21 protein-coding genes and 1 riboswitch are annotated in these 22,052 nt (G+C 73.5%); of the genes, 16 read left to right on the plus strand and 5 right to left on the minus strand.

What is annotated here, in order from left to right; all coding sequences use genetic code 11:
* Window positions 1–36: 36 nt before the first annotated feature.
* A complete protein-coding gene (locus O7597_RS03170; protein WP_164449338.1) occupies window positions 37–528 on the minus strand; it encodes a DUF3145 domain-containing protein in 492 nt (163 codons plus the stop codon).
* A gap of 304 nt (window positions 529–832) precedes the next feature.
* On the opposite strand from O7597_RS03170, the gene O7597_RS03175 reads away from it, so the two are divergent.
* A complete protein-coding gene (locus O7597_RS03175) occupies window positions 833–1,162 on the plus strand; it encodes a hypothetical protein (RefSeq protein ID WP_269737656.1) in 330 nt (109 codons plus the stop codon).
* Between the two features lie 76 nt (window positions 1,163–1,238).
* Here the strand turns inward: O7597_RS03175 and O7597_RS03180 are convergent, their stop codons facing one another.
* On the minus strand, window positions 1,239–1,895 hold the full coding sequence (locus O7597_RS03180) for a carbonic anhydrase (protein ID WP_269737657.1): 657 nt from the start codon (window positions 1,893–1,895) through the stop codon (window positions 1,239–1,241).
* 149 nt (window positions 1,896–2,044) lie between these two features.
* Between O7597_RS03180 and O7597_RS03185 the strand changes: the two genes are divergently transcribed.
* From O7597_RS03185 to O7597_RS03210, 6 genes are all read left to right on the plus strand, one after another.
* The gene (locus tag O7597_RS03185; RefSeq protein WP_269737658.1) at window positions 2,045–2,968 is read left to right on the plus strand and encodes an alpha/beta hydrolase; all 924 of its coding nucleotides are present in this window, start codon (window positions 2,045–2,047) and stop codon (window positions 2,966–2,968) included.
* 97 nt (window positions 2,969–3,065) lie between these two features.
* Window positions 3,066–5,180, plus strand: a complete 2,115-nt coding sequence (locus O7597_RS03190; protein ID WP_281581967.1) for an AAA family ATPase — start codon at window positions 3,066–3,068, stop codon at window positions 5,178–5,180.
* A gap of 79 nt (window positions 5,181–5,259) precedes the next feature.
* Window positions 5,260–6,177, plus strand: coding sequence for a cation diffusion facilitator family transporter (locus O7597_RS03195; protein ID WP_281581968.1), 918 nt, complete (start codon window positions 5,260–5,262; stop codon window positions 6,175–6,177).
* A 152-nt stretch (window positions 6,178–6,329) separates the two neighbouring features.
* Window positions 6,330–6,461, plus strand: a riboswitch (cyclic di-AMP (ydaO/yuaA leader).
* Between the two features lie 4 nt (window positions 6,462–6,465).
* Window positions 6,466–7,569 (plus strand): hypothetical protein, encoded by a 1,104-nt coding sequence (locus O7597_RS03200; RefSeq protein ID WP_164449342.1) that lies wholly within the window; start codon window positions 6,466–6,468, stop codon window positions 7,567–7,569.
* Between the two features lie 216 nt (window positions 7,570–7,785).
* Window positions 7,786–8,766, plus strand: a complete 981-nt coding sequence (locus O7597_RS03205; RefSeq protein ID WP_208021003.1) for a PfkB family carbohydrate kinase — start codon at window positions 7,786–7,788, stop codon at window positions 8,764–8,766.
* Window positions 8,763–9,587, plus strand: coding sequence for a 5'/3'-nucleotidase SurE (locus tag O7597_RS03210; RefSeq protein ID WP_281581969.1), 825 nt, complete (start codon window positions 8,763–8,765; stop codon window positions 9,585–9,587). Before O7597_RS03205 ends, O7597_RS03210 begins: the two co-directional genes overlap by 4 nt.
* Window positions 9,588–9,615: 28 nt before the next feature.
* On the opposite strand, the gene O7597_RS03215 is transcribed toward O7597_RS03210, so the two are convergent.
* Window positions 9,616–9,981, minus strand: a complete 366-nt coding sequence (locus O7597_RS03215) for an STAS domain-containing protein (RefSeq protein WP_164449344.1) — start codon at window positions 9,979–9,981, stop codon at window positions 9,616–9,618.
* Window positions 9,982–10,316: 335 nt separating this feature from the next.
* Between O7597_RS03215 and O7597_RS03220 the strand changes: the two genes are divergently transcribed.
* From O7597_RS03220 to O7597_RS03235, 4 genes are all read left to right on the plus strand, one after another.
* Window positions 10,317–10,463: a hypothetical protein gene (locus tag O7597_RS03220; protein ID WP_281581970.1), complete on the plus strand. Its 147-nt coding sequence runs from the start codon at window positions 10,317–10,319 to the stop codon at window positions 10,461–10,463.
* A gap of 196 nt (window positions 10,464–10,659) precedes the next feature.
* On the plus strand, window positions 10,660–11,073 hold the full coding sequence (locus O7597_RS03225) for a hypothetical protein (protein WP_164449346.1): 414 nt from the start codon (window positions 10,660–10,662) through the stop codon (window positions 11,071–11,073).
* Window positions 11,074–11,506: 433 nt separating this feature from the next.
* The gene (locus tag O7597_RS03230; RefSeq protein ID WP_164449347.1) at window positions 11,507–12,196 is read left to right on the plus strand and encodes a BON domain-containing protein; all 690 of its coding nucleotides are present in this window, start codon (window positions 11,507–11,509) and stop codon (window positions 12,194–12,196) included.
* Window positions 12,197–12,273: 77 nt separating this feature from the next.
* Complete coding sequence (locus O7597_RS03235; protein ID WP_281583176.1) at window positions 12,274–12,822, plus strand: thioredoxin domain-containing protein; 549 nt, start codon at window positions 12,274–12,276, stop codon at window positions 12,820–12,822.
* A 105-nt stretch (window positions 12,823–12,927) separates the two neighbouring features.
* Here O7597_RS03235 and O7597_RS03240 read toward each other — a convergent pair whose 3' ends face one another.
* The gene (locus O7597_RS03240; RefSeq protein ID WP_281581971.1) at window positions 12,928–15,717 is read right to left on the minus strand and encodes a LuxR C-terminal-related transcriptional regulator; all 2,790 of its coding nucleotides are present in this window, start codon (window positions 15,715–15,717) and stop codon (window positions 12,928–12,930) included.
* A gap of 181 nt (window positions 15,718–15,898) precedes the next feature.
* Here O7597_RS03240 and O7597_RS03245 point away from each other — a divergent pair, with 181 nt between their 5' ends.
* The 5 genes from O7597_RS03245 to serS all read left to right on the plus strand — a co-directional run bounded on the left by O7597_RS03245 (window position 15,899) and on the right by serS (window position 21,313).
* Window positions 15,899–16,402, plus strand: coding sequence for a hypothetical protein (locus O7597_RS03245; protein ID WP_269737667.1), 504 nt, complete (start codon window positions 15,899–15,901; stop codon window positions 16,400–16,402).
* Window positions 16,399–17,553 carry an alcohol dehydrogenase catalytic domain-containing protein gene (locus O7597_RS03250; protein WP_281581972.1) on the plus strand — a complete coding sequence of 385 codons (1,155 nt, stop codon included), beginning with the start codon at window positions 16,399–16,401 and terminating at the stop codon, window positions 17,551–17,553. The genes O7597_RS03245 and O7597_RS03250 overlap by 4 nt, the downstream gene beginning before the upstream one ends.
* Window positions 17,554–17,596: 43 nt before the next feature.
* Window positions 17,597–18,787, plus strand: a complete 1,191-nt coding sequence (locus tag O7597_RS03255) for a saccharopine dehydrogenase NADP-binding domain-containing protein (protein WP_281581973.1) — start codon at window positions 17,597–17,599, stop codon at window positions 18,785–18,787.
* 67 nt (window positions 18,788–18,854) lie between these two features.
* The gene (locus O7597_RS03260) at window positions 18,855–19,934 is read left to right on the plus strand and encodes a MerR family transcriptional regulator (protein ID WP_281583177.1); all 1,080 of its coding nucleotides are present in this window, start codon (window positions 18,855–18,857) and stop codon (window positions 19,932–19,934) included.
* A gap of 101 nt (window positions 19,935–20,035) precedes the next feature.
* The gene (gene serS / locus O7597_RS03265; protein WP_281581974.1) at window positions 20,036–21,313 is read left to right on the plus strand and encodes a serine--tRNA ligase; all 1,278 of its coding nucleotides are present in this window, start codon (window positions 20,036–20,038) and stop codon (window positions 21,311–21,313) included.
* Between the two features lie 106 nt (window positions 21,314–21,419).
* Here the strand turns inward: serS and O7597_RS03270 are convergent, their stop codons facing one another.
* The gene (locus tag O7597_RS03270) at window positions 21,420–22,007 is read right to left on the minus strand and encodes a redoxin family protein (protein ID WP_281581975.1); all 588 of its coding nucleotides are present in this window, start codon (window positions 22,005–22,007) and stop codon (window positions 21,420–21,422) included.
* Window positions 22,008–22,052 lie beyond the last annotated feature (45 nt).

The raw sequence follows: 22,052 nt of genomic DNA on the forward strand, positions 1-22,052 counted from the left end.
CGTACCGGGCAACTTGACCTCTGCCCGCGCCCCCGGTCAGCCCACCCGGGTGAGCAGGGTCACCGGTGCACCGTCCCCGGCGTGACGGTACGGCTCCAGTTCGGCGTCCCACGCGGTGCCGAGTGCCTTGTCGAGGGCGTGCGCCAGGGCCTCCGGCGCCCGCGCGCCCGCCATGATGCTGCGCAGCCGGTCCTCGCCGAGCTGGATGTCCCCGGCGGCGCCCACGGTCGCCCGGAACAGTCCCCGGCCCGGCACGTGCATGAAGCGCTCACCGTCGACGCCCGGACTGGGCTCCTCGGTGACCTCGAAACGGATCATGGGCCACTGCCGGAGGGCAGCGGCCAGTTCGGCGCCCGTTCCCGGGCGACCGGACCACCCGCACTCGGCCCGGCGGGCGCCGGGGTCGACGGGCTGGGCCGTCCACTGCAGGTTGACCGGCGCGGCGAGGACGCGCGCGATCGCCCACTCGACGTGCGAGCACACGGCGAGCGGGGTCGAGTGGACGTATACGACGCCACGCGTTGGCACGGTGACCTCCCGGAGTGCGAGGTGCGTCTTCCCCTACGACCTCGCCCGATCCGGGCTTGTGGAACACATGATGGCTGCTGTGACGGATGGTACGCCAGGGAATCGGAAAATCCGCCGCCCGGAATACCCGGACAGGTGACCGGGGTTCCACCTCGTGACGCCGCGATGACCAGCCGGCATCGTGGGTCGTGTACAGTTCCATCGGCGGCCTGTGCCGCGTAAGCCTCCGCGGGTCTCGCCTTGACGGCGCCCGCACCAGCCCCCGGACGTTCCGTCCTCCGTACGTCTTGCAAGGAGTACCTCCGTGGCGAGCAACACCTCTAAGACCGCGCGCGCGTCAGTCCGGGCCGGCCAGGCTGGCCAGGGTGGCGCCCTCAGCGTGCTGGGCGAGTTCAAGTACCTCATCCCGCTCAACGGTGGCAAGCACGCCTACGTGCGGAACCTCACCAACGGCAAGACGGCGCACCTGCGCACCGACTCCGAGGCTTTCGTCGAGGAGATCCGGGTGCTGGCCGCCGCCGGCCACGCCGCCAAGATCCGGGCCGAGCTCAACGGTCTCAACGCCGCCCACCCGGGCGACGGCTGGGACGCCACCGAGAAGCGCCTGGTCGAGGCCGGCGTCTTCGAGGCCTGATCGGCCGAGGGCGCGCCGCGCCCGCCCGTACCACCTGTGCACGCCCGTCGGGTCACCCCGGCGGGCGTGCACCGTCTCATGGCCGTTCCGGCGGGTCCAGCAGGGCCACCTCGCCGGTGGCGAGGTCGTAGACGGCTCCGGTGACGGCGAGCCGGCCGGCGGCGACCGGCGGCGTCAGCCTGGGGTCGGCGCGCAGCGCGGCCACGGTACGGACCACGTGCCGGCGGACGGCGAGCGGCAGCAGGTTCTTCTCGTCCAACCCCACCTCGGTGACCGCCGGCACGATCCGGTCGACCAGATGGGCGAGCGCGCCGGCCGGACGCCGACCGGTGCGCAGGGAGTCGATGGTCGCCTGCACCGCGCCGCACCGCTCGTGACCCAGCACCATCACCAGCGGTACGCCCAACACCTCGACCACGTACTCGATCGAGCCCAGCACCGCCCGGTCCAGCACCTGCGCCCCGGTGCGGATGACGCAGATCGATCCGAAGGTCTGGTCGAAGATCGCCTCCAACGGCACCCGCGAGTCGATGCAGCCCAGCACCACGGCGTACGGCTGCTGGTCGCCCGAGGCGGTCGCGGCCGCCGCGGTGACGTCGTGGCCGTGCACCGGTTGCCCGCTGACGAACCGCCGGTTGCCGGCGAGCAGCTCGGCCAGGGCCGCGCGCGGCGTGCCTCCGCGGGCCTGGCCAGCGAGCGCGGAGCCGGCGGGTGTGCCACTCCTGGTTGCCATGCCTCTCAGCCTGGCCGGGTCGTCGCCCCGGCGGAGCCGATCGACGAGATCTTCTCAACACCCCGGTTGGCGTGTTGTCATGACGGGTAGCCGGTGTTACCACCGGGTATCCCCGGTGTTACGCAACCGTGCGCCGTGGGGAGGTGGCAATGCCGGAGCCGACCGAGGTACGGCTGGGCGACGACGTACGCCTGCACGTGGAGACCACCGGCCCGACCGACGCCGAGGTGACCGCCGTGCTGCTGCACGGCTGGACCCTGGACGGACGCAGTTGGCACCGGCAGCTGGCCGCCATCCGCGAGACGTTCGGCTCGGTCCGGGTGGTCACCTACGACGCGCGTGGGCACGGCCGGTCCAGCTGCATGGCCCTACCCACCGCCACCCTGGCCCAGCTCGGTGACGACCTGGCCGCGGTGCTGGACACGGTGGCGCCCACCGGCCCGGTGGTGCTGGTCGGCCACTCGATGGGCGGCATGACGATCATGGAGTACGCACACCGCCACCCGGACCACTTCTCCCGGCGTACCGCCGGTCTGGTCTTCGTCTCCACCACGGCCGAGGGCCACACCCACACCGTCTACGGCCTTTCTCCCCGGATCGCCCGGATCATCCGGCTGGCCGAGACCACCGGCGCGGGAGTCCTCGCCCGCTGCGGCGCCTGGCGACCGCCCCGGGCGCTGCTGCGGGCGCTGCGCCCGAGCATCCGGTGGATGCTCTTCGGGGACCGCTGCGACCCCACGGACATCCGGCTGGTCACCTCGGCCGTCGCCCGCGCCTCGCTGCGGTCGATCGGCGGGTTCCGGGCCTCCATCGGCACCCAGCACCGGCTGGACACGCTCACCGCGCTGGCTCACCTGCCGGCCGCGGCACTGGTCGGTGACCGTGACCGGCTCACCCCGCCGCCGTGCGCGGAGTCGATCGCCGCCGCGCTGCCGGCCACCGACCTGACCGTCTGCCCCGGTGCCGGACACATGCTGATGATGGAGCGGCCCGAGGAGGTGAACGCCGCCCTGGCCGGCGTGTTGCGCCGGGTTCTCGATGATCTCCCGGCCGGACGGCGCGTCTCCGGCTGACCGCCGACGACCTCGGCCAAGGTGCCCCTCCGGCCAGGTCGGACGCGGGGCGTAATCTCGTGCGGTTGGTCGGGCGGCGTCACGAGGAGAGCGAGCGGTGGACCAGAGCACCCTGGATCAGGAGATCGCCGCCGAGCAACGGCATCTCGACCGGGTGTACGCGCGACTGGCCGAGCTGCGCCGATCCGCCGTCCGCGCGGAGCGGGAGGGCTACCGGCTCGCCCGGGTCGGCAACTTCGGTGCGCTCGTCGAGCGGGACGCGATGGTCTTCCACGCCGCGCAGCGACGCCACCTGCTCGACGCCGAGTACGAGGGGCTGGTCTTCGGCCGCCTCGACCTGCGGGACGGGCAGACCCTGTACGTCGGGCGACTCGGTATCCGCGACGAGGACGCCACCACCCTGGTGGTGGACTGGCGGGCCCCGGCCGCCGCCGCCTTCTACCAGGCGACGCCGGCCGAGCCGCTCGGCGTCGTCCGGCGCCGCACGATCCAGTCCAGCCGCGAGCGGGTCACCCGGATCGAGGACGACCTGCTGGACCCGGACGCCGCCCCACCGGACATGCCGGTGGTCGGCGACGGCGCGCTGCTGGCCACCCTGTCCCGGACCACCGGTCGCGGCATGCGGGACATCGTGGCCACCATCCAGCGCGAGCAGGACGAGGCGATCCGCTCCCCCGGCTCGGGAGTCACGATCGTCTCCGGTGGCCCGGGCACCGGCAAGACGGCGGTGGCGCTGCATCGCGCGGCATACCTGCTCTACACCGACCGCAGCCGGTACGCCGGGGGCGGCATCCTGGTGATCGGCCCCTCCTCCGTCTTCGTCGAGTACATCGCCTCGGTGCTGCCGTCGCTTGGTGAGGACACCGCCACCCTGCACTCGCTGGGCACCCTGTTCCCCGGGGTGGTGGCCACCCGCACCGATCCGCCCGAGGTGGCGGCGGTCAAGGGTTCGCTGCGGATGCGCCGGGTGCTGGAACGGGCCGCCCGGGACGCGGTGCCCGACGCCCCGCCCGAGCTGCGCCTGCTGTACCGGGGCACGCTGCTGCGGCTGGAGCGGGCCGAGCTGGACGCCATCCGGGAGCGGGCGCTGCCTCGTGGCGCCCGGCGCAACGAGGTGCGTCGGGCCGGCTTCGACGGCGTGCTCGCCGCGCTCTGGGCGCAGGCCCGCCGGCTGGGCATCGCCGGGTTGCCCGAGCAGCGCGCCTTCGAGGACGAGCTGATCGACCGGACCGATTTCCGCGACTTTCTTAAGGCGTGGTGGCCCCGGCTGCATCCGCGGCACGTGCTCGCCTGGTTGGCCGATCCGCAGCGGTTGCGCCGGTACGGCGCGGGACTGCTCTCGGGTGCCGAGATCCGGCTGCTCGGCTCGGCCTACCGGGGGTTGGCCACGGATGGTCTGACCGTCGCCGACGTCGCGCTGCTGGACGAGCTGGACGCGCTGCTCGGCAAGCCGATGCGCGCTGCCCGCCGGAAGCGGGACCCGTTCCAGTTGGCCGGTGGGGTACGCGAGCTGAGCACGTTCGCCGACCGGCAGCGGGCCGCCCGGCAGGCCGCCCGGGAGCGCCCCGAGGATTACCGCGACTACGCCCACCTGGTGGTCGACGAGTCCCAGGACGTCTCACCGATGCAGTGGCGGATGGTGGGCCGGCGCGGCCGGTTGGCGTCCTGGACGGTGGTGGGCGACCCGGCGCAGACCGCGTGGACGGGGGATCCGCAGGAGTTGGCCCGGGCCCGCGACCAGGCGCTGGGTCGCCGTCGTCGGCACCGTTTCACGCTCACCACGAACTACCGCAACTCGGCCGAGATCTTCGCGGTGGCGGCGGCCGAGATCCGGCGGGCGTACCCCGATCTCGCGCTGCCCACCGCGGTCCGCTCCACCGGGGTCGATCCGGTGCGGCTCGTGGTGCCGGCGCCCGAGTTGGAGACCACCGTCGTGACGGCCGCCAGCGCCCTGCTCGGCGAGGTGGAGGGCACCGTCGGGGTGATCACGCCGGTGCCGCGACGGGACCAGGTCGCGGCCTGGCTGGGAGCCCATGGCGGCGATCGGTTGCAGGTGGTGACCAGCCTGGAGGCCAAGGGCATGGAGTACGACGGGGTGGTGCTGGTCGCCCCGGCGGAGATCCGGGCGGAGCCCGGCGCCGGTGTCCGTACTCTCTACGTCGCGCTGTCCCGGGCCACCCAGCGGTTGACCACCGTCGACCCGACCGGTTGAGTCGCGAGCCGACGCTTGCACTCATAGCGATGTTGGCATAGGTCCGTCCCCGGCCCGCCTGACGACGCAAGGTGTCTGGGTGGGCGCCGGCCATGACCACCACCACGCTGCGGTCTCAAACGCCGCACACCGCCACTCCGGCCGGCTGTGGGCGGCGTTCGCCCTGCTCAGCGCCCTGATGCTGATCGAGGCAGGCACCGCTTTGCGGACCGGTTCGCTGGCCCTGCTCTCCGACGCCGGGCACATGTTCACCGATGTGCTGGGCATCGGCATGGCCCTCGCGGCCGTGGCCGCCACCCGGCGGGCCGACACCGACCCACAACGCACCTTCGGGCTCTACCGGCTGGAGGTGCTCGCGGCCCTGGCCAACGCCGTACTGCTCTCCGGCGTCGCGGTGTACGTGCTGATCGAGGCGGTACGTCGATTCGGGGATCCGCCCGAGGTGCTCGCCGGCCCGGTTCTGGTGGTGGCGGCGCTCGGCCTGCTCGCCAACGTCGCCGCGTTCGCGCTGCTGCGCCCGGGGGCGCGGGAGAGCATCAACCTGCGGGGGGCCTACCTGGAGGTGCTGGCGGACCTGCTGGGCTCGCTGGGCGTGATCGCGGCCGCCCTGCTGATCGCCGTGACCGACTGGTGGTGGGCCGATCCGCTGGTGGCGGTCGCGATCGCCGTGTTCATCCTGCCCCGCACCTGGCGCCTGGGCCGGGCAGCGGTACGCATCCTGGTCCAGGCCGCACCGGAGCACCTGCAGGTCACCGCGGTGCACGACCGGCTGGCCGCGGTACCGGGCGTGGCCGGCGTCCACGACCTGCACGTCTGGACGTTGACCTCCGGAATGGAGGTCGCCTCCGCACACCTGACCGTCAGTCCGGACGCCGATGTCGGCACCGTCCTGGCGGCGGCCCGCTCGGCGCTGCACGAGGACTTCCAGATCGAACACGCGACCCTCCAGGTCGAGCCGCGTACCGACCCCGGGGGTTGCGGGGCGGTGCGGTGGTGACCAGGCCAATCGGAGAAAAGTAGGTTATTGTCCGATTTGCTCTGGTCTACTAGTCAACAACCGAACACCAGCAGTAACAGCAGCTGCACCGGTCACGTGCGCACCGGTAGGCTCTGACCCGGCCACCGCCAGGCGGCACCCACCGGTGCCGGCGGCGGCCGCCGCCTAATCGCCCGCCAGGGCGAACCGGGGAACCACGTTCCTGGGGTGTATCCGCGCCAGCGGTAGGGATCTTCCGTCCCGAACCCGTCAGCTAACCCGGTCGGCGGCTGACGGAAGGACATGTGCATGCCAGCAGTGGCAACGGTAAGACCGGCCGCCCGTACGGCGGCCCTGATCGCCGCCGCGCTCGCCCTCACCCTCGGCGTCGCGCTGGCTCCCTTCTCCCCAGCGACCGCCGCACCGCAGGCGTTGCGCGCGGCGGCACCGGGAGATGTGGACGACGAGGGCGGCACCCCGGCACTACGGGCCCAGTTGGAGGCGGCCAGCAAGGGCTATCTCGACGCCAAGACGGCGCTCGACCGCTCGGTGAAGCGACAGAAGAAGCTGGCCGAGCAGCTCAAGACGACCGAGAGCCAGGTCGCCGAGCGCGGTACCAAGGTCGCCGAGATCGCCGCGCAGGCGTACCGCACCGGACGGCTGGGTGCCGCGTCGGCGCTGCTCAACAGCGGGTCACCGGCCGGTTTCATGGACCGGGCGGCGGCGCTGGACGCGGTGGCCGCCAATGAGGACCGTGCGCTGCGGGAACTCCAGACCGCCCGGGACGAGGTCAGCGCCACCAAGCTGGCCCTGGACGCGGAGATCCAGGAACAGCGCAAGCAGGTGGCCGTGATGGCCAAGCGCAAGGACCAGGCCGAGCGGGCGTTGACCGTGGCCATCGAGCGGGACGAGGCGGCCGAGCGGGCCAGGGCCGCCGAACGGGCCGCCCGGTCACCGTCGCGTAGCGGCGGGTCGAGTCCCACCGCCAAGCCCGCTCCGCGCAACTCCGACGGGTCGTGGCCCTCGGAGTCGTGCAGCGTCAACGACCCCACCCCGGCCAACGGCTGCATCACCCCACGCACCCTGCACGCGCTGAAGCAGGCCAAGTCGGCCGGCTTCACCCGGTACGTCTCCTGCTACCGCTCCGGCGGCTCGGGCGAGCACCCGAAGGGTCGGGCCTGCGACTTCGCGGCCCAGAAGAAGGGCTTCGGCGGGGACGCGACCGGAGGTGACCGGACCTACGGCAACAACCTGGCGGCGTACTTCGTCAACAACGCCGACCGGCTCGCGGTGCTCTACGTGATCTGGTACAGGCAGATCTGGTTGCCCAGCAGCGGCTGGAAGTCGTACAGCGGTGCCCGCGGTGACCCGTCCAGCGACCACACCAACCACGTTCACCTGTCGGTGTACTGACCTCCTCGTCGCGCCGGGTGAACCGCTCTTCACGAGCGGTTCACCCGGCGTTGCGTTTTTCCGTCGGCCGGCCGGGCACCGTCCCTTCGGCGCGCGTCGACGCGTCTCGTTGGATACCGTCGTACCAGTAAGCGGTATTTGTCCGCTAGCGGGAGGAACGCCCATGGACGAGCGAATCGCCAGGCCCGGCGACGGTACGGACCACGGAGTGCGTTCATGAGCGGCCGCGTCATGATCTTCGCGCCGACCCCGCTGCTGACCGTCACCATCGACCAGCCGAGCGACGCACCGGAGCTGCACCTGCACCCGGGCGGGCAGGGGGTGTGGCAGGCCAGGATGGTGCTGTCCCTCGGCGTCGACGTGGTGCTCTGCGCGGCACTCGGGGGCGAGGTCGGGCAGGTGCTGGAGCCGTTGCTGGTCAGCGAGGGGGTCGACCTCAAGGTGGTGGCCCGCGACTCCGGTGGCACCGGCGGGTACGTGCACGACCGTCGCGAAGGTACCCGTCGGGAGGTCGTCGACGTGATCGGCCAACCGTTGAGCCGGCACGAGCTGGACGAGCTGTACAACCTCGCGCTCGGCGAGGGCCTGCGCGCGCCGGTGAGCGTGTTGAGCGGCCCGAACCATCCGTCCCTGGTCCCCGCCGACCTCTACCGGCGTTTTGCCGCCGATCTCGGCGCCAACGGCGGCCGGGTGGTGGTGGACCTCTGCGGCGAGCACCTGACGGCCGTCCTGGAAAGCGGGGTCTTCTTCCTCAAGGTCAGTCACGAGGAGCTGATCGCCGACGGGCGGGCCGAGGGCGACGACGAGGAACAGCTCACCCGCGCGATGTACGACCTGCACGCCTCCGGTGCCGAGAACGTGGTGGTCAGCCGGGCCGACAAGCCCGCGTTGGCACTCGTCGACGGCGAGGTGTTCACGGTGCGGATGCCGCGCCTGGAGGCGGCCGACCCCCGCGGGGCGGGCGACTCGATGACCGCCGGGGTCGCCGCCGTGGTGGCCCGGGGCGGCGATGTGCGCACGGCGATCCGTACCGGCGCGGCGGCCGGCGCACTCAACGTCACCCGGCACGGCCTCGGCACCGGCCGACTCGACTCGATCAACGGCCTCGTCGACCGGGTCCGACTCGAACCGGCGGGCAGCCGTCCGCAGGAGCGGACCACCCCCGACGAGCTGGCGCAACGGGCGGGTGGCCGGTGAGGCTACGGGTCCTGATCACCAACGATGACGGGATCGCCGCGCCGGGCATCCAGGCGCTGGCCCGGGCGGCCGTCGACCGGGGCCTGGACGTGGTGGTGGCCGCCCCGTTGGAGGAGGCCAGCGGCACCAGCGCCGCGATGAGCGCGGTGGAGCAGGACGGGCAGGTGGTGGTCCGCGAGCATCCGCTGCCGGAACTCGACGGCGTGCCGGCGTTCGGCGTCGGTGGCTCACCCGGGTTCATCGCGCTCATCGCCGTACACGGTGCCTTCGGACCGCCGCCGTCGGTGCTGCTGTCAGGAATCAACCGGGGCGCCAACGCGGGGCGCGCGGTGCTGCACTCCGGCACGGTGGGAGCCGCCTTCACCGCCGCCGCGAACGGCTGCCGGGCAATGGCGGTCTCGCTGGACGTGCTCTCGGCCGGTGAGGCGACTGCGGCCAGCGGCGGTGCCGCGGTGGCGGCCGCCGCCCGGGTACGCGACGCCGAACGGAACTGGGCCACCGCCGCCCGGGTCGCTCTGGACCTGCTGCCCCGGCTGACCGCGGCGCCGACGGAGAGCGTCCTGAACGTCAACTCGCCGGATCTACCGCTGGGTCGGCTGCGCGGGGTACGCCGGGCCACCCTGGCCACTTTCGGCCAGGTGCAGATGACCGTCGCCGAGTCCGGACACGGCTTCGTCCGCACGTCGTTGGAAGAGCCGGGCCAGGCGGTACAGCCCGGCACGGACCTGGCCCTGCTCGCCGACGGCTACGCCTCGGTGACCGCGGTGCGGGCGGTCACCGAGGTGGCTGACGTGGATCTGTCCGGCCTCGACGGGGAGTGATCCGCTCCCGTCGGCCAGTCGGGGCGGGTCAGGCCCCGGGGACTGCCTCGGAGGCCGTGGCGGCCCCGGCGTAGTAGGGCTCGGGCGCGCCGAAGAGACCGAGCAGACCGGTCACCCAGAGCTGCCGGTGGACGAACCGGCTCGGCTCGGTGACGATCAGCTTCACTCCGCTGACCTCGGCGGTCTGGAAACCGGCGACCATGGCGCTGATGCCGACCGAGTCGATGAAGGTGACCAGCCGCATGTTGAGCTCGATCCGGGCCGGCCGCCCCTTGGCCAGCACCTCGGCGATGGCCTCTTTCACCTCGTACGCGGTGTCGACGTCGATCTCGCCCCGAGGGGCGATCTCGATGACACCACCGGGCCGAACCGTCTGCAGGATCGACAGGCTCACGCGAGCACCTCCACTCGCCCGTACGACGGGCGCCTCATCAGTACGCGGGCCGCGACCGACAGTATTCCTTCAACCACCTCGGTCGCCACCCCTCGGGATGAGCAATTCACGGACAGGGGCAGGGTAAATCGCCCATATCCGAACTTTATTGGCTTTATCACTTGGCGCTCGGCCACGCCGACGCCGCCGAACCAGGGTAGCGGGCCGAGGCCATTCCCGTCGTTTCCCATCGGTGCCGGCGTGCCCCGAGAGAACCGGTCTGACCTGCGCGCGGCGGACGAGGGTGGCACGGTGTGCCTAGCATCACGGGTGACCCCTATGACGGGAGGACCATCATGCTTCGCAGACTCGCCGCGCTCGCCGGTGTCGGTGCCCTGCTCGCCCTCGTGCTGGCCTGCGGGTTCGGCGGTGGTGACGGTGACGACGACGATGACGACGACGACTTCGCCCGGCCGGCGGTGGTGGCGGTGGTCACCGGCTGACCCCACCCTGCCGGCGAGCCCCATGCGGAGCACGCCCGGAGCACGCGCCGATTCCTCGGGGCCGGACGTCAGCAGCTGAGGGTTTGCGGCCGGGCCGGTGGGGGCACAGCCTCCGATGCGAACCGCCACCGGCCGGACAACGCCGCCGACAGCTGATGCGTGCACCGGCTCCGGCTCTGTCGAGGAGGGAACCATCATGTTCGGAACACATCTGCTGGACCGCCGTAGCAAGCCGGAGCGGATCGCGGACCAGGCGTGGCAACACCTCGTCTCAGCGGTGAACAGCGCGGGCGACAGCATCCGCGACACCGCCCGCACCGCCCGCCACAGCTCCGCCGGTCTCGCCGGTGACGCCGGAGACCTGGTCGAGTCGGCCGCCGAGGAGGCCCGGCACCGCGCCAGTCTCGCCTTCGACGCGCTCGCCGGACGGCGGCCGGCGCTGCCGTGGACGTTGCTCATCGGCGCCGCCCTGGTCGGTGCGGCGGTCGGCTGGGCGGCCGGCACCGCCGCACGCGCCGCCGGAAGTCGTGACCGGGCCATGGAGGACATCGAGTTCGTCGACGTGGACCGCCCCGACTCCCCCGCCGACCCCACCGCTCCCGTCAACTGACGCATCCGGTGACGACAGGCCCCACCGACCGACCAGGCCGGGCGGGGCCCGTCGTGCTGCCGGCCGGCACCCTCGCTTCTTGCCCCGGGGAGCGCGGACGTCGGCCCGCGCACCGTGTGTCGACGGACCTGTCTCGGCCGCCGGCAGGGGCGTCGACGCCGTCCCTCGTCCGATCCGGGTGAGGCAGCCTCATCCGGAGACCCACCAGGCTCGGTCGTGGCGGACCTGGCCTGCCGAGCCCGACACGGGTTGAGCGCCGGGGCCTGCCTGGGCCGGACCCGGTGCGGGTTCTGCGCCCGGGCCTGCCTGCGCCGGACCCGGCGCGGGTCAGCAGCGCGTGGGTGGCGGCGCCGCACCGCGCCACGGTGGCGTGCGTTCCGCGGCGGCCCTGCCGCGCGATCCGCGCCCACCCCTGCGGAGAAGGGAGTGACCGATGGCCAGCATCTCGACGATCAACCGCACCGATCAGGACATCCAGTCCGCGGTGCTCGACGAACTCGGCTGGGAGCCCCGGGTACGGCCGCACGAGATCGGGGTGGCCGTCACCGAGGGCGTGGTGACGCTGACCGGGCGGGTGGACAGCTACGCCAAGAAGTGGGCGGCGGAGCGTGCCGCGCACCGGGTCACGCAGGTGCGGGCGGTGGCCAACGACCTCGCGGTGCGACTGGTGACCGGTGCCGAACGCACCGACCCGGAGATCGCCGCCGCGGTCCAGCACGCCCTGCAGTGGCAGGCGTTCGTGCCGGTCGACGCGCTCGACGTGACGGTTTCCCAGGGCTGGGTCACCCTGCACGGCGAGGTCGAGTGGGAGTACCAGCGCCGCGCCGCCGAGCGGGCCGTCGGCCAACTGAACGGCGTACGTGGGGTCAGCGACGGCATGACCGTACGGCCGCCGGTACGCCCGGACGGTGCCCTCCTGGCCCGGCGCATCGTCGACGCGCTGGCCCGCAACCGTGCCACCGACGCCGAGCAGGTGACGGTACGCGTGCACGGCGACACGGTGCTGCTGGGCGGGCTGGTGCACTCGATGCCGGAACGCGCCGAGGTGGAACGGGTCGTCTGGTCCGCTCCCGGCATCCGGGAGGTGCAGAACCACATCGCGGTCGCCCCGGTGCTGCGCTGAGCCGTGGCGGAACCACCCGGGTCGGGTGAGCCGCGCTCACCCGACCGGGCCCGAGGCTGGGGGATATGACCGACCAGCTGACCACGCCCCTGCAGGTCACCGCGCGACTGCGCACCCCCGTCACGGAGCACGACCACATCCGTGGTCCGCACAGCGCACCGGTGACGATCGTCCAGTACGGCGACTTCCAGTGCCCCTTCTGCGGCCTGGCCCACGCGAACCTGACGGAGGTGTTGCGGCAGCGCGCCGACACCGTCCGGCACGTCTACCGCCACTTCCCGATCACCAACGTGCACCCGTACGCCGAGCGGGCCGCCGAGGCCGCCGAGGCCGCCGGGCGGCGGGGCAGGTTCTGGCAGATGCACGACTGGCTCTACGACCACCAGGACCAGTTGGATCCGGTGCACCTGACGCTCGGCGTCGAGCAGCTCGGCCTGCCCGTCGACGAGGTGGAGGCGGAGATCGGACGCCACGCACACGGCGACCGGATCCGGCACGACTTCGTCGGCGCCATTCGCAGCGGCGTGGACGCCACCCCCACCCTCTTCATCAACGACATCCGCCACGACGCCGACTTCGCCCCGACCACCCTGCTCGCCGCCGTCGACGCCGCCGCCGCCCCCTGACCCAGGTTGATCATGAGGTTGTTGTCGCGCCACGCCGAACGGCGGGACAACAACCTCATGATCGACGAGACGGTCGCGGGGTGGGGCGGGTCAGGGTGGGGCGGGTCAGATGAGATGGAGTTGGCGGGCGCGGCGGACGGCGTCGCGGCGGCGGGTCGCGTCGAGCTTGCGGTAGATGTTGCGGACGTGGGTCTTGACGGTGTTGACCGAGACCGACAGCTCCGCCGCGATCTCCACGTTGGAGAGGATGCTCTGCAGGTAACGCAGGATCGTCAGCTCCCGCTCGGTGAGCGGCTCGTCCAGCGGTGCCACCACCGCGTCGGCGGTGCCGCCGCCGCCCGTCGGCGCGGCCGGGGTGTCGGCGGCGCGTACCAGGTCGCTCACCAGAGACCAGTGGGCGGTGCCGGAGTCGAGATGGACGGCGAGCAGCTCCCGCACTCCCGGCTCGGCCCGCAGGAACGGGCGACGGTGATCGTCCGGTGCGGCCAGGTCCAGCGCCTGCTCCAACATCCGACCCGCCCGACGGTCGTCACCGGCCCGGACGGCCAGCACCGTGGCCAGCAGCGCGGCGTCGAGGCGCACCGGCAGCGGCCAGTCGGCCGCCGGTGCGGCGGTCCAGTCCGGCAGCAGCCGGTCGGCGGCACGTGGGTCGCCGGCCCGCAGCTCGGTCCGGGCCGCGGCGACGGCCAGCGCCGCTGACGCGCCGGTCGCCGGCTCGGTCGTCCGGTCGCCGGCCAGTTCCCGGGCGGTCTGCACGTCACCCCGCGCGCTGTGCAGATCCAGTTCGGCCGCGCGCAACAACGAGCCCAGCTCACCACCGCGCGCACCCCACCCGGCGCGGGCCTCCACCAGCAGCCGGTGACCGACGCTCAGCTCACCCTCGTCGTGACGCAGCCACGCGCGGCACCAACCGGCGACCGCGCCGGGCACCGGATCGCCATCGGCAGGTGCGGCCAGCCCCAGGTGGGCGTCGGCCTCCACCGGCTGGTCCCGGTGCAGCGCCACGACCGCCAGCGCCAACTGCGCGTACCCGCAGTCGCGCAACGCCGCCCAGCCCTGCCCGGACGGCAGGGCGAGCGCCGCCCGGGCCGCCTCCTCCGCGGCGCGCAGGTGCCCACGCAGTGCCGCGACCAGCGACCATCGGCTGGCGCAGACCAGCTCGGTGCGTGGACGTCCCGCCGCACGGGCGGCCACCAGAGCTTCGGCGAAACCGCTCGCCGCGCCGGTCAGGTCGCCGTCGTCCAGCGCCAGCAGGGCCAACGCGGCACCGCTGACGGCCCGCACGTCGGCGTCCTCACCGGCGTGGCCGCGCATCCCGGCGACACCGCCGCCGGTTGGCGGCGCGTCGGAGCCGACGACGGCACCACCGACCTGCCGGTCGCCGGTCGGATGTGCGCCGTCCGTGGCGAGCAGGTCGGCGGCTGCGGCGCGTACGGTCTGCGGGTCGTCGGCCAACCGGGCCAGGGTGAGTTCGACCGCGGCGACCAGCCGACCGAACCGGGCCCGACGCGGTTGTGGCAACCGTCGGGTGTGTCCGCCGGCCTGCCGAAGGTAGGCCACGGCCGCTGCGACGTCGCCGTCGAGGGCGCGTTCGGCGGCGCAGGCCAGCGCGAGTTCGGGGTCGCGCTCCACCGCTTCCGGCGGGGGTGGCGAGGGCGCCGGTCCGACGCCGGCCGGCCGCTCGTAGGGCATCAGTTCCGGCCACTGGATCACGAACAGGTCGGTGGCTGCCGTCCAGTCACCGGCGGCGAGCGCGTGGCGCAACGCGGCGGCGGGCCGGCCGTTGCCGGCGTACCAGCCGGCCGCCCGCAGGTGCAGGTCGTGCAGCTCGTCCACGGGCAACCGGGTCAGTTCGCGGTGCAGCAGGTCGGCCACGAGCGGATGACACCGGTACCAGAGCGGCCGGCCGCCGTCATGGTGCAGCAGCCCGCTGTCGGCGGCCAGCGTGCTCAGGCGTTCCTCGGCGTCCGTGGCACCGCTGAGCGCGGCGGCCAGATCCGCGCAGACGGCGTCGACAATCGCCGCTCGGCGCAGCAACTCCCGGTCCCCCGGCGCCAACCCGGCCAACGGCTCCGCCCGCAGATAACCCGCGATCTCCGGCTGGTCGGCGCCGAGCTCGCTGATCCACCGCTCCGGGTCCGGTCGTTCGCGCAGGGCGAGTGCGGCGATCCGCAGCACGGCCGCCCAGCCCCCGGTCCGCTGCCGCAGCCGGGCCACGGCGGCGGCCGGTACCGCCACCCCGTGTGCGGTGAGCAGGTCGGCGATCTCGTCGCCGGTGAAAGCCAGGTCGTCCGGACCGATCTCGGTCAGTTCCCCGGCCAGCCGCAACCGGTGCACCGCCAGCGGCGGACCGCTCCGTCCGGCCGCCACCAGCCGCAGCCGCTGCTCGCTGTGGCGCAGCAGGAACTCCAGACCGGCCAGCGCCGCCGGTTCGGTGATCCGGTGCAGGTCGTCCACGATCAGCACCACCGACCGGTCCCGGGCGGCCAGGGCGGCGGCGAGGATCTCCAACTCGTCCGGGCGCGGCGCCCGGTCGGGCAGCGGCGTTTCCGCCGGGTCCACGACGGAACGCAGCGCGGCACCGAGGTACGACCAGAGGCGGTCCGGGTCGTCACCCGCCTCGACCGACACCCAGGCCGGCATCGGGGTGCCCGGGTCAGCCTCCTGCCGGGTCCCCCGCCAGGTGGCCAGCAGCGTGGTCTTGCCCCAGCCGGCGGGTGCCCGGAGCAGGGTGACCGGGCGGCTCACCGCGTCGTCGAGCAACCGGGCCAGCCGGGGCCGCAGGACCATCGGTTCTCCCGGCACGGCGGGTGCCAGCCGGGAGGCCAGCAGGGGTGGGCCGCCCGGTGCTCGGACCGCCGTGTCGACCCGGACGGTGCTGCGGTCATCCGGCATCCGGCCCACCCCCACGGACGCGTGTTTCCTCCCCCGGTCCTGCGGCGGGCGGTTACCCGACCCGCGTCGGTTCACCCCTTCCGGGGGAACCGGGTTCACCCGGAACGTGGCGACACTGGCGATGAGCTGGGCGGACGCGTCGCGGATCCCACCGAATCAACCGCCGACGCCGCTCGGTGTCATGGGACGACACGGTCGGGAGCGGGGGCTGGAGGTACGAGTGGGACGGGTCGGGACAGTTGTCGCGGTGGCCGGCACTCTCGGCGTGGCGGCGGTCCGGGCCGCGCGTACCGCCGTCCTTCGGCGGCGGGCCCGGCCCGCCCGGCGCGCCCCGGGCTGGCAGGTGGTGACGATCGACCGGCCACCGGAGCAGGTGCTGCCCGCCGCGGTCTGGCCGGAGCCGCTGCGCCGCCTCGACGGTGCCGTCGAGGTCGCGGTGCGGCGGGCGCCGGGCGGCCGGGGCACCGAACTGGCGGCTCGGCCACGGCCGCACGCGGCCTGGCCCGGGCTCGCCGCGCACCTGGTGGGCGACGATCCCGGCCTGCTGGTACGGCGGACGCTGTGGCAGGTCAAGCAGCTCGCCGAGACCGGTGAGGTGCTGCGTGCCGACCGTGTGCCGGGCGAGCGCGGGCCCGTGGTGCCGGTCGGCACCTTCCCACCGCCGACGGACGGGCGGTCACCGTGAGAGCGCTGTGCTGGACCGCCGACGGCGGGTTGGCCGTAGGCCAGGTCCCCGATCCGGAGCTGCGCAACGACCACGACGTGATCGTCCGGGTGCGGCGCAGCGCCACCTGCGGCGCCGACCTGCCGCTGCTCACCGGTCAGGCGCCGGGTCTGGCCGCCGGCGACGTGCTCGGCCACGAGTTCCTCGGCGACGTGGTCGAGGTGGGTGCCGCGGTACGCCGGCACCGGATCGGCGACCGGGTGGTGGTCTGCGCGTCGGTGGCCTGTGGTGCCTGCTGGTACTGCCGGCAGGGGCTGCCGTCGTGCTGCGACAACGGCAGCACCGATCCGAGCACGAGCGAGGCGGAGTGGGGTCATCCGGTGGCGGGCTGTTTCGGCCAGCCCCGCGCCGCGGGTGGCTTCGCCGGCGGCCACGCCGAGTACGTACGGGTGCCCTACGCCGATGTCGGAGCGTTCCCGGTGCCGGAGTCCGTCGGTGACGACCGGGCCCTGTTCGCCTCGGACGCCGCACCGGCCGGCTGGTTGGGTGCCGAGGCGGGCGAGGTGCGGCCCGGTGACGTGGTGGCGGTGTGGGGAGCGGGCGCGGTCGGTCAGCTCGCCGCCCGGGCGGCCTGGCTGCTGGGCGCCGAACGGGTGGTCGTCGTGGACCGGCACCCCGCGCGGCTGCTGATGGCGCGGCAGCACGTCGGCGCCGAGACCATCGACCGGCGGAACGCCGACGTCGCGGCACAGCTGCGGGATCTCAGCGGTGGTCGCGGGCCGGACGTGTGCGTCGAGGCGGTCGGCGGTCCCGCCGGGGAACACCGGTCGCTCGCCGACCGGTTCACCGGCCGCGCCCGGCTGCCGGAGGCGGTCCGGGAGGCGGTGTACGCCTGCCGCAAGGGTGGCCGCGTCTTCGTGCTCAACGGCGGTGTCCGTCATGTCGACGCGTTCCCGGCCGGTGCCGTGGTGCACAAGGGACTGGCCGTGCGTGGCGGACGCCAGCACGGCCAGCAGCACATCCCGATGCTGCTGGACCGGATGGCGCGCGACGAGCTGCGTACCGAGTACCTGGCCACGCACCATTTCCCGCTGGACCGGGCCGCCGAGGGGTACGCCCTGTTCCGGGACCGGCCGCAGGAGTGCGTGCGCGCGGTGTTCACCCCGCAGTGACCGGCGACGGGCGGACCGACGCCGACGATGGCATGATCGCGGGATGGCTGCCCAACGGTCGTACGACGTGGTGCTGTTCGGGGCGACCGGGTTCACCGGCGGGCTCACCGCACGCTATCTGGCCCGGCACGCGCCGCCGGGATTGCGCTGGGCGATCGCCGGGCGCAACCCCGACAAGCTGGCCACGGTCCGGGACCAGCTGGCCACGATCGATCCGTCGCTGGCCGGGTTGCCGCTGCTCACCGCCGACGTCACCGACCCCGCCTCGCTGCGTGCCGTGGCCACCGACGCCCGGGTGGTGGCCAGCACCGTCGGCCCGTACGTCCAGCACGGTGAACCGCTGGTGGCCGCCTGCGCCGCCGCCGGCACCGACTACCTCGACATCACCGGCGAGCCGGAGTTCGTCGACCGGATGTACCTGCGCCACCACGCCGAGGCGGTACGCACCGGCGCCCGGCTGGTGCACGCCTGCGGCTTCGACTCGATCCCGCACGACCTCGGTGTCTGGTTCACCGTCAAACAGCTCCCCGCCGACGCCGCGATCACCGTGGACGGCTACGTACGTGCGGGCGGACGGTTCTCCGCCGGTACGTACCACTCGGCGCTGACCGCCTTCTCCCGTACCGCCGAGGCGTCGCGGGCGGCCCGCGAACGCCTCGCCGCCGAGCCTCGCCCCACCGACCGCCGGGTCCGGGCCGTGCCGGGGCGGCTGGCCCGTTCGCGGGACCTGCCGGTCTGGGCGGTGCCGCTGCCGACGATCGACCCGCAGGTGGTCCGCCGCTCGGCGGCGGCCCGCCCCGAGTACGGTCCGGATTTCCGCTACCGGCACTTCGCCGCGGTGCGGCGGCTGCCGACGGTGCTGGCCGCCGGCGCGGGGCTCGGTGCCGTGGTCGGGCTGGTGAAGCTGCCGCCGACCCGACGCTGGCTGCTCGGCCGGCTCGCCTCCGGGCAGGGTCCGAGCGCCGAGCAGCGGGCGAAGTCGTGGTTCACGGTGCGGTTCGTCGGCGTCGGCGGCGGTCGACGCGTGGTGACGGAGGTGGCCGGCGGTGACCCCGGCTACGACGAGACCGCGAAGATGCTCGCCGAGTCGGCGCTCTGCCTGGCCCGCGACGACCTGCCGGTCACCGCCGGTCAGGTCACGCCGGTCACCGCGATGGGCGACGCGCTGCTGCACCGACTCACCGCCGCCGGCATCACCTTCCGGACGTTGGCCGAAGGAACGGCGCCGTCCTGACCCCCGTGCCGGTCGGGCTTGACCCTCGACCAGGTCGAGGGGGCAGGATCGGGTCGTGGACAGTGACCTGCGCAGCATCGGAGAGCTGGCCCGGGCCAGCGGGCTGACGGTGAGCGCACTGCGGTTCTACGACGCCGCCGGGGTGCTGGTCCCGGCCCGGGTCGATCCGGTCACCGGGTACCGCTGGTACGCCGACGCCCAGCTGGCCCCGGCCCAGCTGGTGGCCGGGCTGCGTCGGATCGGCCTGCCGGTCGCCGAGATCGCCCGGGCGGTACGCGCGGAACCTCCGGTGGTGCACCGCCTGCTCGACGCGCACCTCGGACGGCTGGCGGACGGGCTGGCCGAGGCGCGTGCCGAGGCCGCCCGGATCCGTCGCCTGCTCGCCGCCGACCAGGCACCGCCCGTCACCCGGCTCGTCCTGGCCGGGCAGGAGCTGTCCGCCGCCGTGGACGCCGTCCGGTTCGCGGTCGGCACCGACCCGGCGCTGCCCGGGCTGGCCGGTGTGCTGCTCGACGTGACCGACGAGGGTGTCCGGCTGGTGGCGACCGACCGGCACCGGATGGCGGTGGCGACGGCCGGTGCGGCGGTACGCGGTCCGGCGGTGCGGGCGCTGCTGCCGGTGGCCGCCGTCGACCGGTTGCGCCGGCTGTCCGGCGAGGCGGCCACCGGCGAGGTGCGACTGACGCTCGTCGGCCGGCAGGTCGTCGCCGACGTCGCCCGGCGTCGGTTACGGGTGACGACCCTGCCGTACGACTTCCCCGACTACCACGCCCTGTTGCCGGGGACGACGGGTCCGCCGGCCCGCCGGGTGCCGGTCGACGCGCCGTGGCTGGTCGCCGCGCTGCGCTCCGGCGCCCCCACGGTGACCCGTGAATATGGGGGCGGTCCGCTGCCGGTGACCGTGCTGGGGCTGGGTGGCCGGGACCCGCTACGCCTGCTCGGCCCGGACGAGTTGGCCGACAGCGGTACCGGTCGGGCCGAGGTCGAGCTGCGGGTCGGCGTCAACGGGGAGTACCTGCTCGACGCCCTGCACGCGGCGGGTGGCCCGCGCCTGGTGCTGGAACTGGACGGCCCGGTCACCCCGCTGGCCATCCGCCGCCCCGACGACCCGGCCGCCTTCTCCGTCCTGATGCCGATCCGGCTCTGACCGCCGGATCCGGGGTGGCGGGTGCGGGAGGCGGGGCGATTCGGGCGCGACGGTAGCATCTGGAGGTCCACCCGAGCCCGGACGGAGGCGTACGGAGCAGCATGCTCGACATGGAGTTGATCCGGAAGGATCGCGACGCGGTGGCGACCGCGCTGGCGAAGCGGCTGGACGCCGCCGAGGTCGACCGGGCGCTGGAGGAGATCCAGCAGCTCGACCGGGAGCGCCGCCGGCTGATCACGGAGATCGACGGGGAACGCCAGCGCCGCAAGGCCGAGGCCCGGGCGTACGCGCAGGCGAAACGGGCCGGTGTCGAGCCGCAGGTCACCTCGGAGGCCGGTCGGAAGCAGGTCGCCGAACTGGAGGCGGAACTCGACGAGGTGCAGGCGCGGCTGCGCACCACCATGAGCGAGCTGCCCAACCTGCCCGCCGAGGACGTGGTGCCCGGCGGTAAGGAGGCCAACCGGGTGGTGAAGACCTTCGGTGCGCCACCGGCCATCGAGAAGGTCCGTGACCATGTCGAGTTGAGCCGGATGCTGGGTCTGGTCGACCACGAACGCGGGGTCAAGCTCGGCGGCTCCGGCTTCTGGATGTACACCGGGCTGGGTGCCCGGCTGGAGTGGGCGCTGATCAACTGGCTGATCGAGCGGAACATCGAGGCCGGGTACGAGTTCCTCCTGCCGCCGCATTTGCTGCTGGACAGCGCCGGTTTCGCCGCCGGCCAGTTCCCCAAGTTCTATGACGACGTCTACCACCTGGACAAGCAGTCCGCGCCGCGCGGGCAGTTCCTGCTGCCGACGGCGGAGACGGCGATCCTCGGTGCGTACCAGGACGAGATCCTGGAGACCGCGAAGCTGCCGCTGAAGGTTTTCGCGTACACCCCGTGCTACCGGCGCGAGGCGGCCGGCTCACACTCCGACGAGCGGGGCACCGTACGGGGCCACCAGTTCAACAAGGTGGAGATCTTCCAGTTCACCCTGCCCGAGCAGGCCGACGCGGCGCTGGAGCAGATGGTCAGCCACGCGGAAAGCCTGGTCGAGGGGCTGGGCCTGCACTACCAGCGCAGCCTGCTCGCGGCCGGCGATTCCAGCGCCTCGATGCGCAAGACGCTGGACATCGAAGTGTGGATGCCGAGCACCGGGAAGTACAAGGAGGTCTCGTCGGTCTCCTGGGGCGGTGACTACCAGGCTCGCCGGGCGGCGATCCGCTACCGCGAGCCGGGGGGCAAGCAGACCCGCTTCGTGCACACCCTCAACGGCTCGGCCCTGGCCACCAGCCGCCTCCTCCCGGCCATCCTGGAACAGTTCCAGCAGCCCGACGGCTCGGTCCTGGTCCCCGAAGTCCTCCGCCCCCGCCTCAACACCGACCGCCTGACCCCCTGACCCCGCCCCCACCCACTCGTGTTGATCATGAGGTTAGCGGCAGTCCTGGAGATCAACAGCGCCGCTAACGTCATGATCAACAGGGCGGTGGGTGGGGTGGGGCGGGTCAGGGGGTGGCTAGGGCGGTTACTCGGCGGGTGAGGTCTTCGCCGTCGAGCCAGCCCTGGTGGATGATCCGGCCGTCGCGGTCGATGATGACGAAGGTGCTCTGCTCGACCACCTCGAAGCGGCGCCAGATCGCTCCCGCACGGTCCTCGATCTGCGGCATCGGGCCCAGTTCGAACTCGGTGACGAAGTCGGTCATCGCCTTGCGTTCGCCGAGCCCCGCGACACCGATGATCGGCACGGTCTCCCGGAAACCGGGCTCGATCTCGGCGATCGTCCACGCCTGGCTGGCGCAGGTGGCACACCAGGGTGCCCAGAACCAGAGCACCACCGGTCGGCCGGCCAGGGTGGCGGCGTCGAAGGCCGCGCCATCCAGGGTGGTGCCGGTGAACCGCAGGGTGTCCGGCACCGAGACGGTCGGCCCGGCCGACGGGGACGCGGTGTCGACGGCGGTGGACGGCGGGCCACCGGCCGGCGGGGCCGCCTCGGCGTCCGGACCGGCACCGCATCCGGCGGTGGCCAGCACGGCGGCGAGCAGGACGGCGGTGGCCGCCCCGGTTGACCGCCCCGTCGGTGAAAGCGACCCCATCCGCGTCTCCCTCGATTCGCTCACCCGTCAGCCGGGCAGCGGAGC

Origin of the sequence: Verrucosispora sp. WMMC514 (assembly GCF_027497295.1) — a bacterium.
Classification (GTDB): Bacteria; Actinomycetota; Actinomycetes; order Mycobacteriales; family Micromonosporaceae; genus Micromonospora; species Micromonospora palythoicola.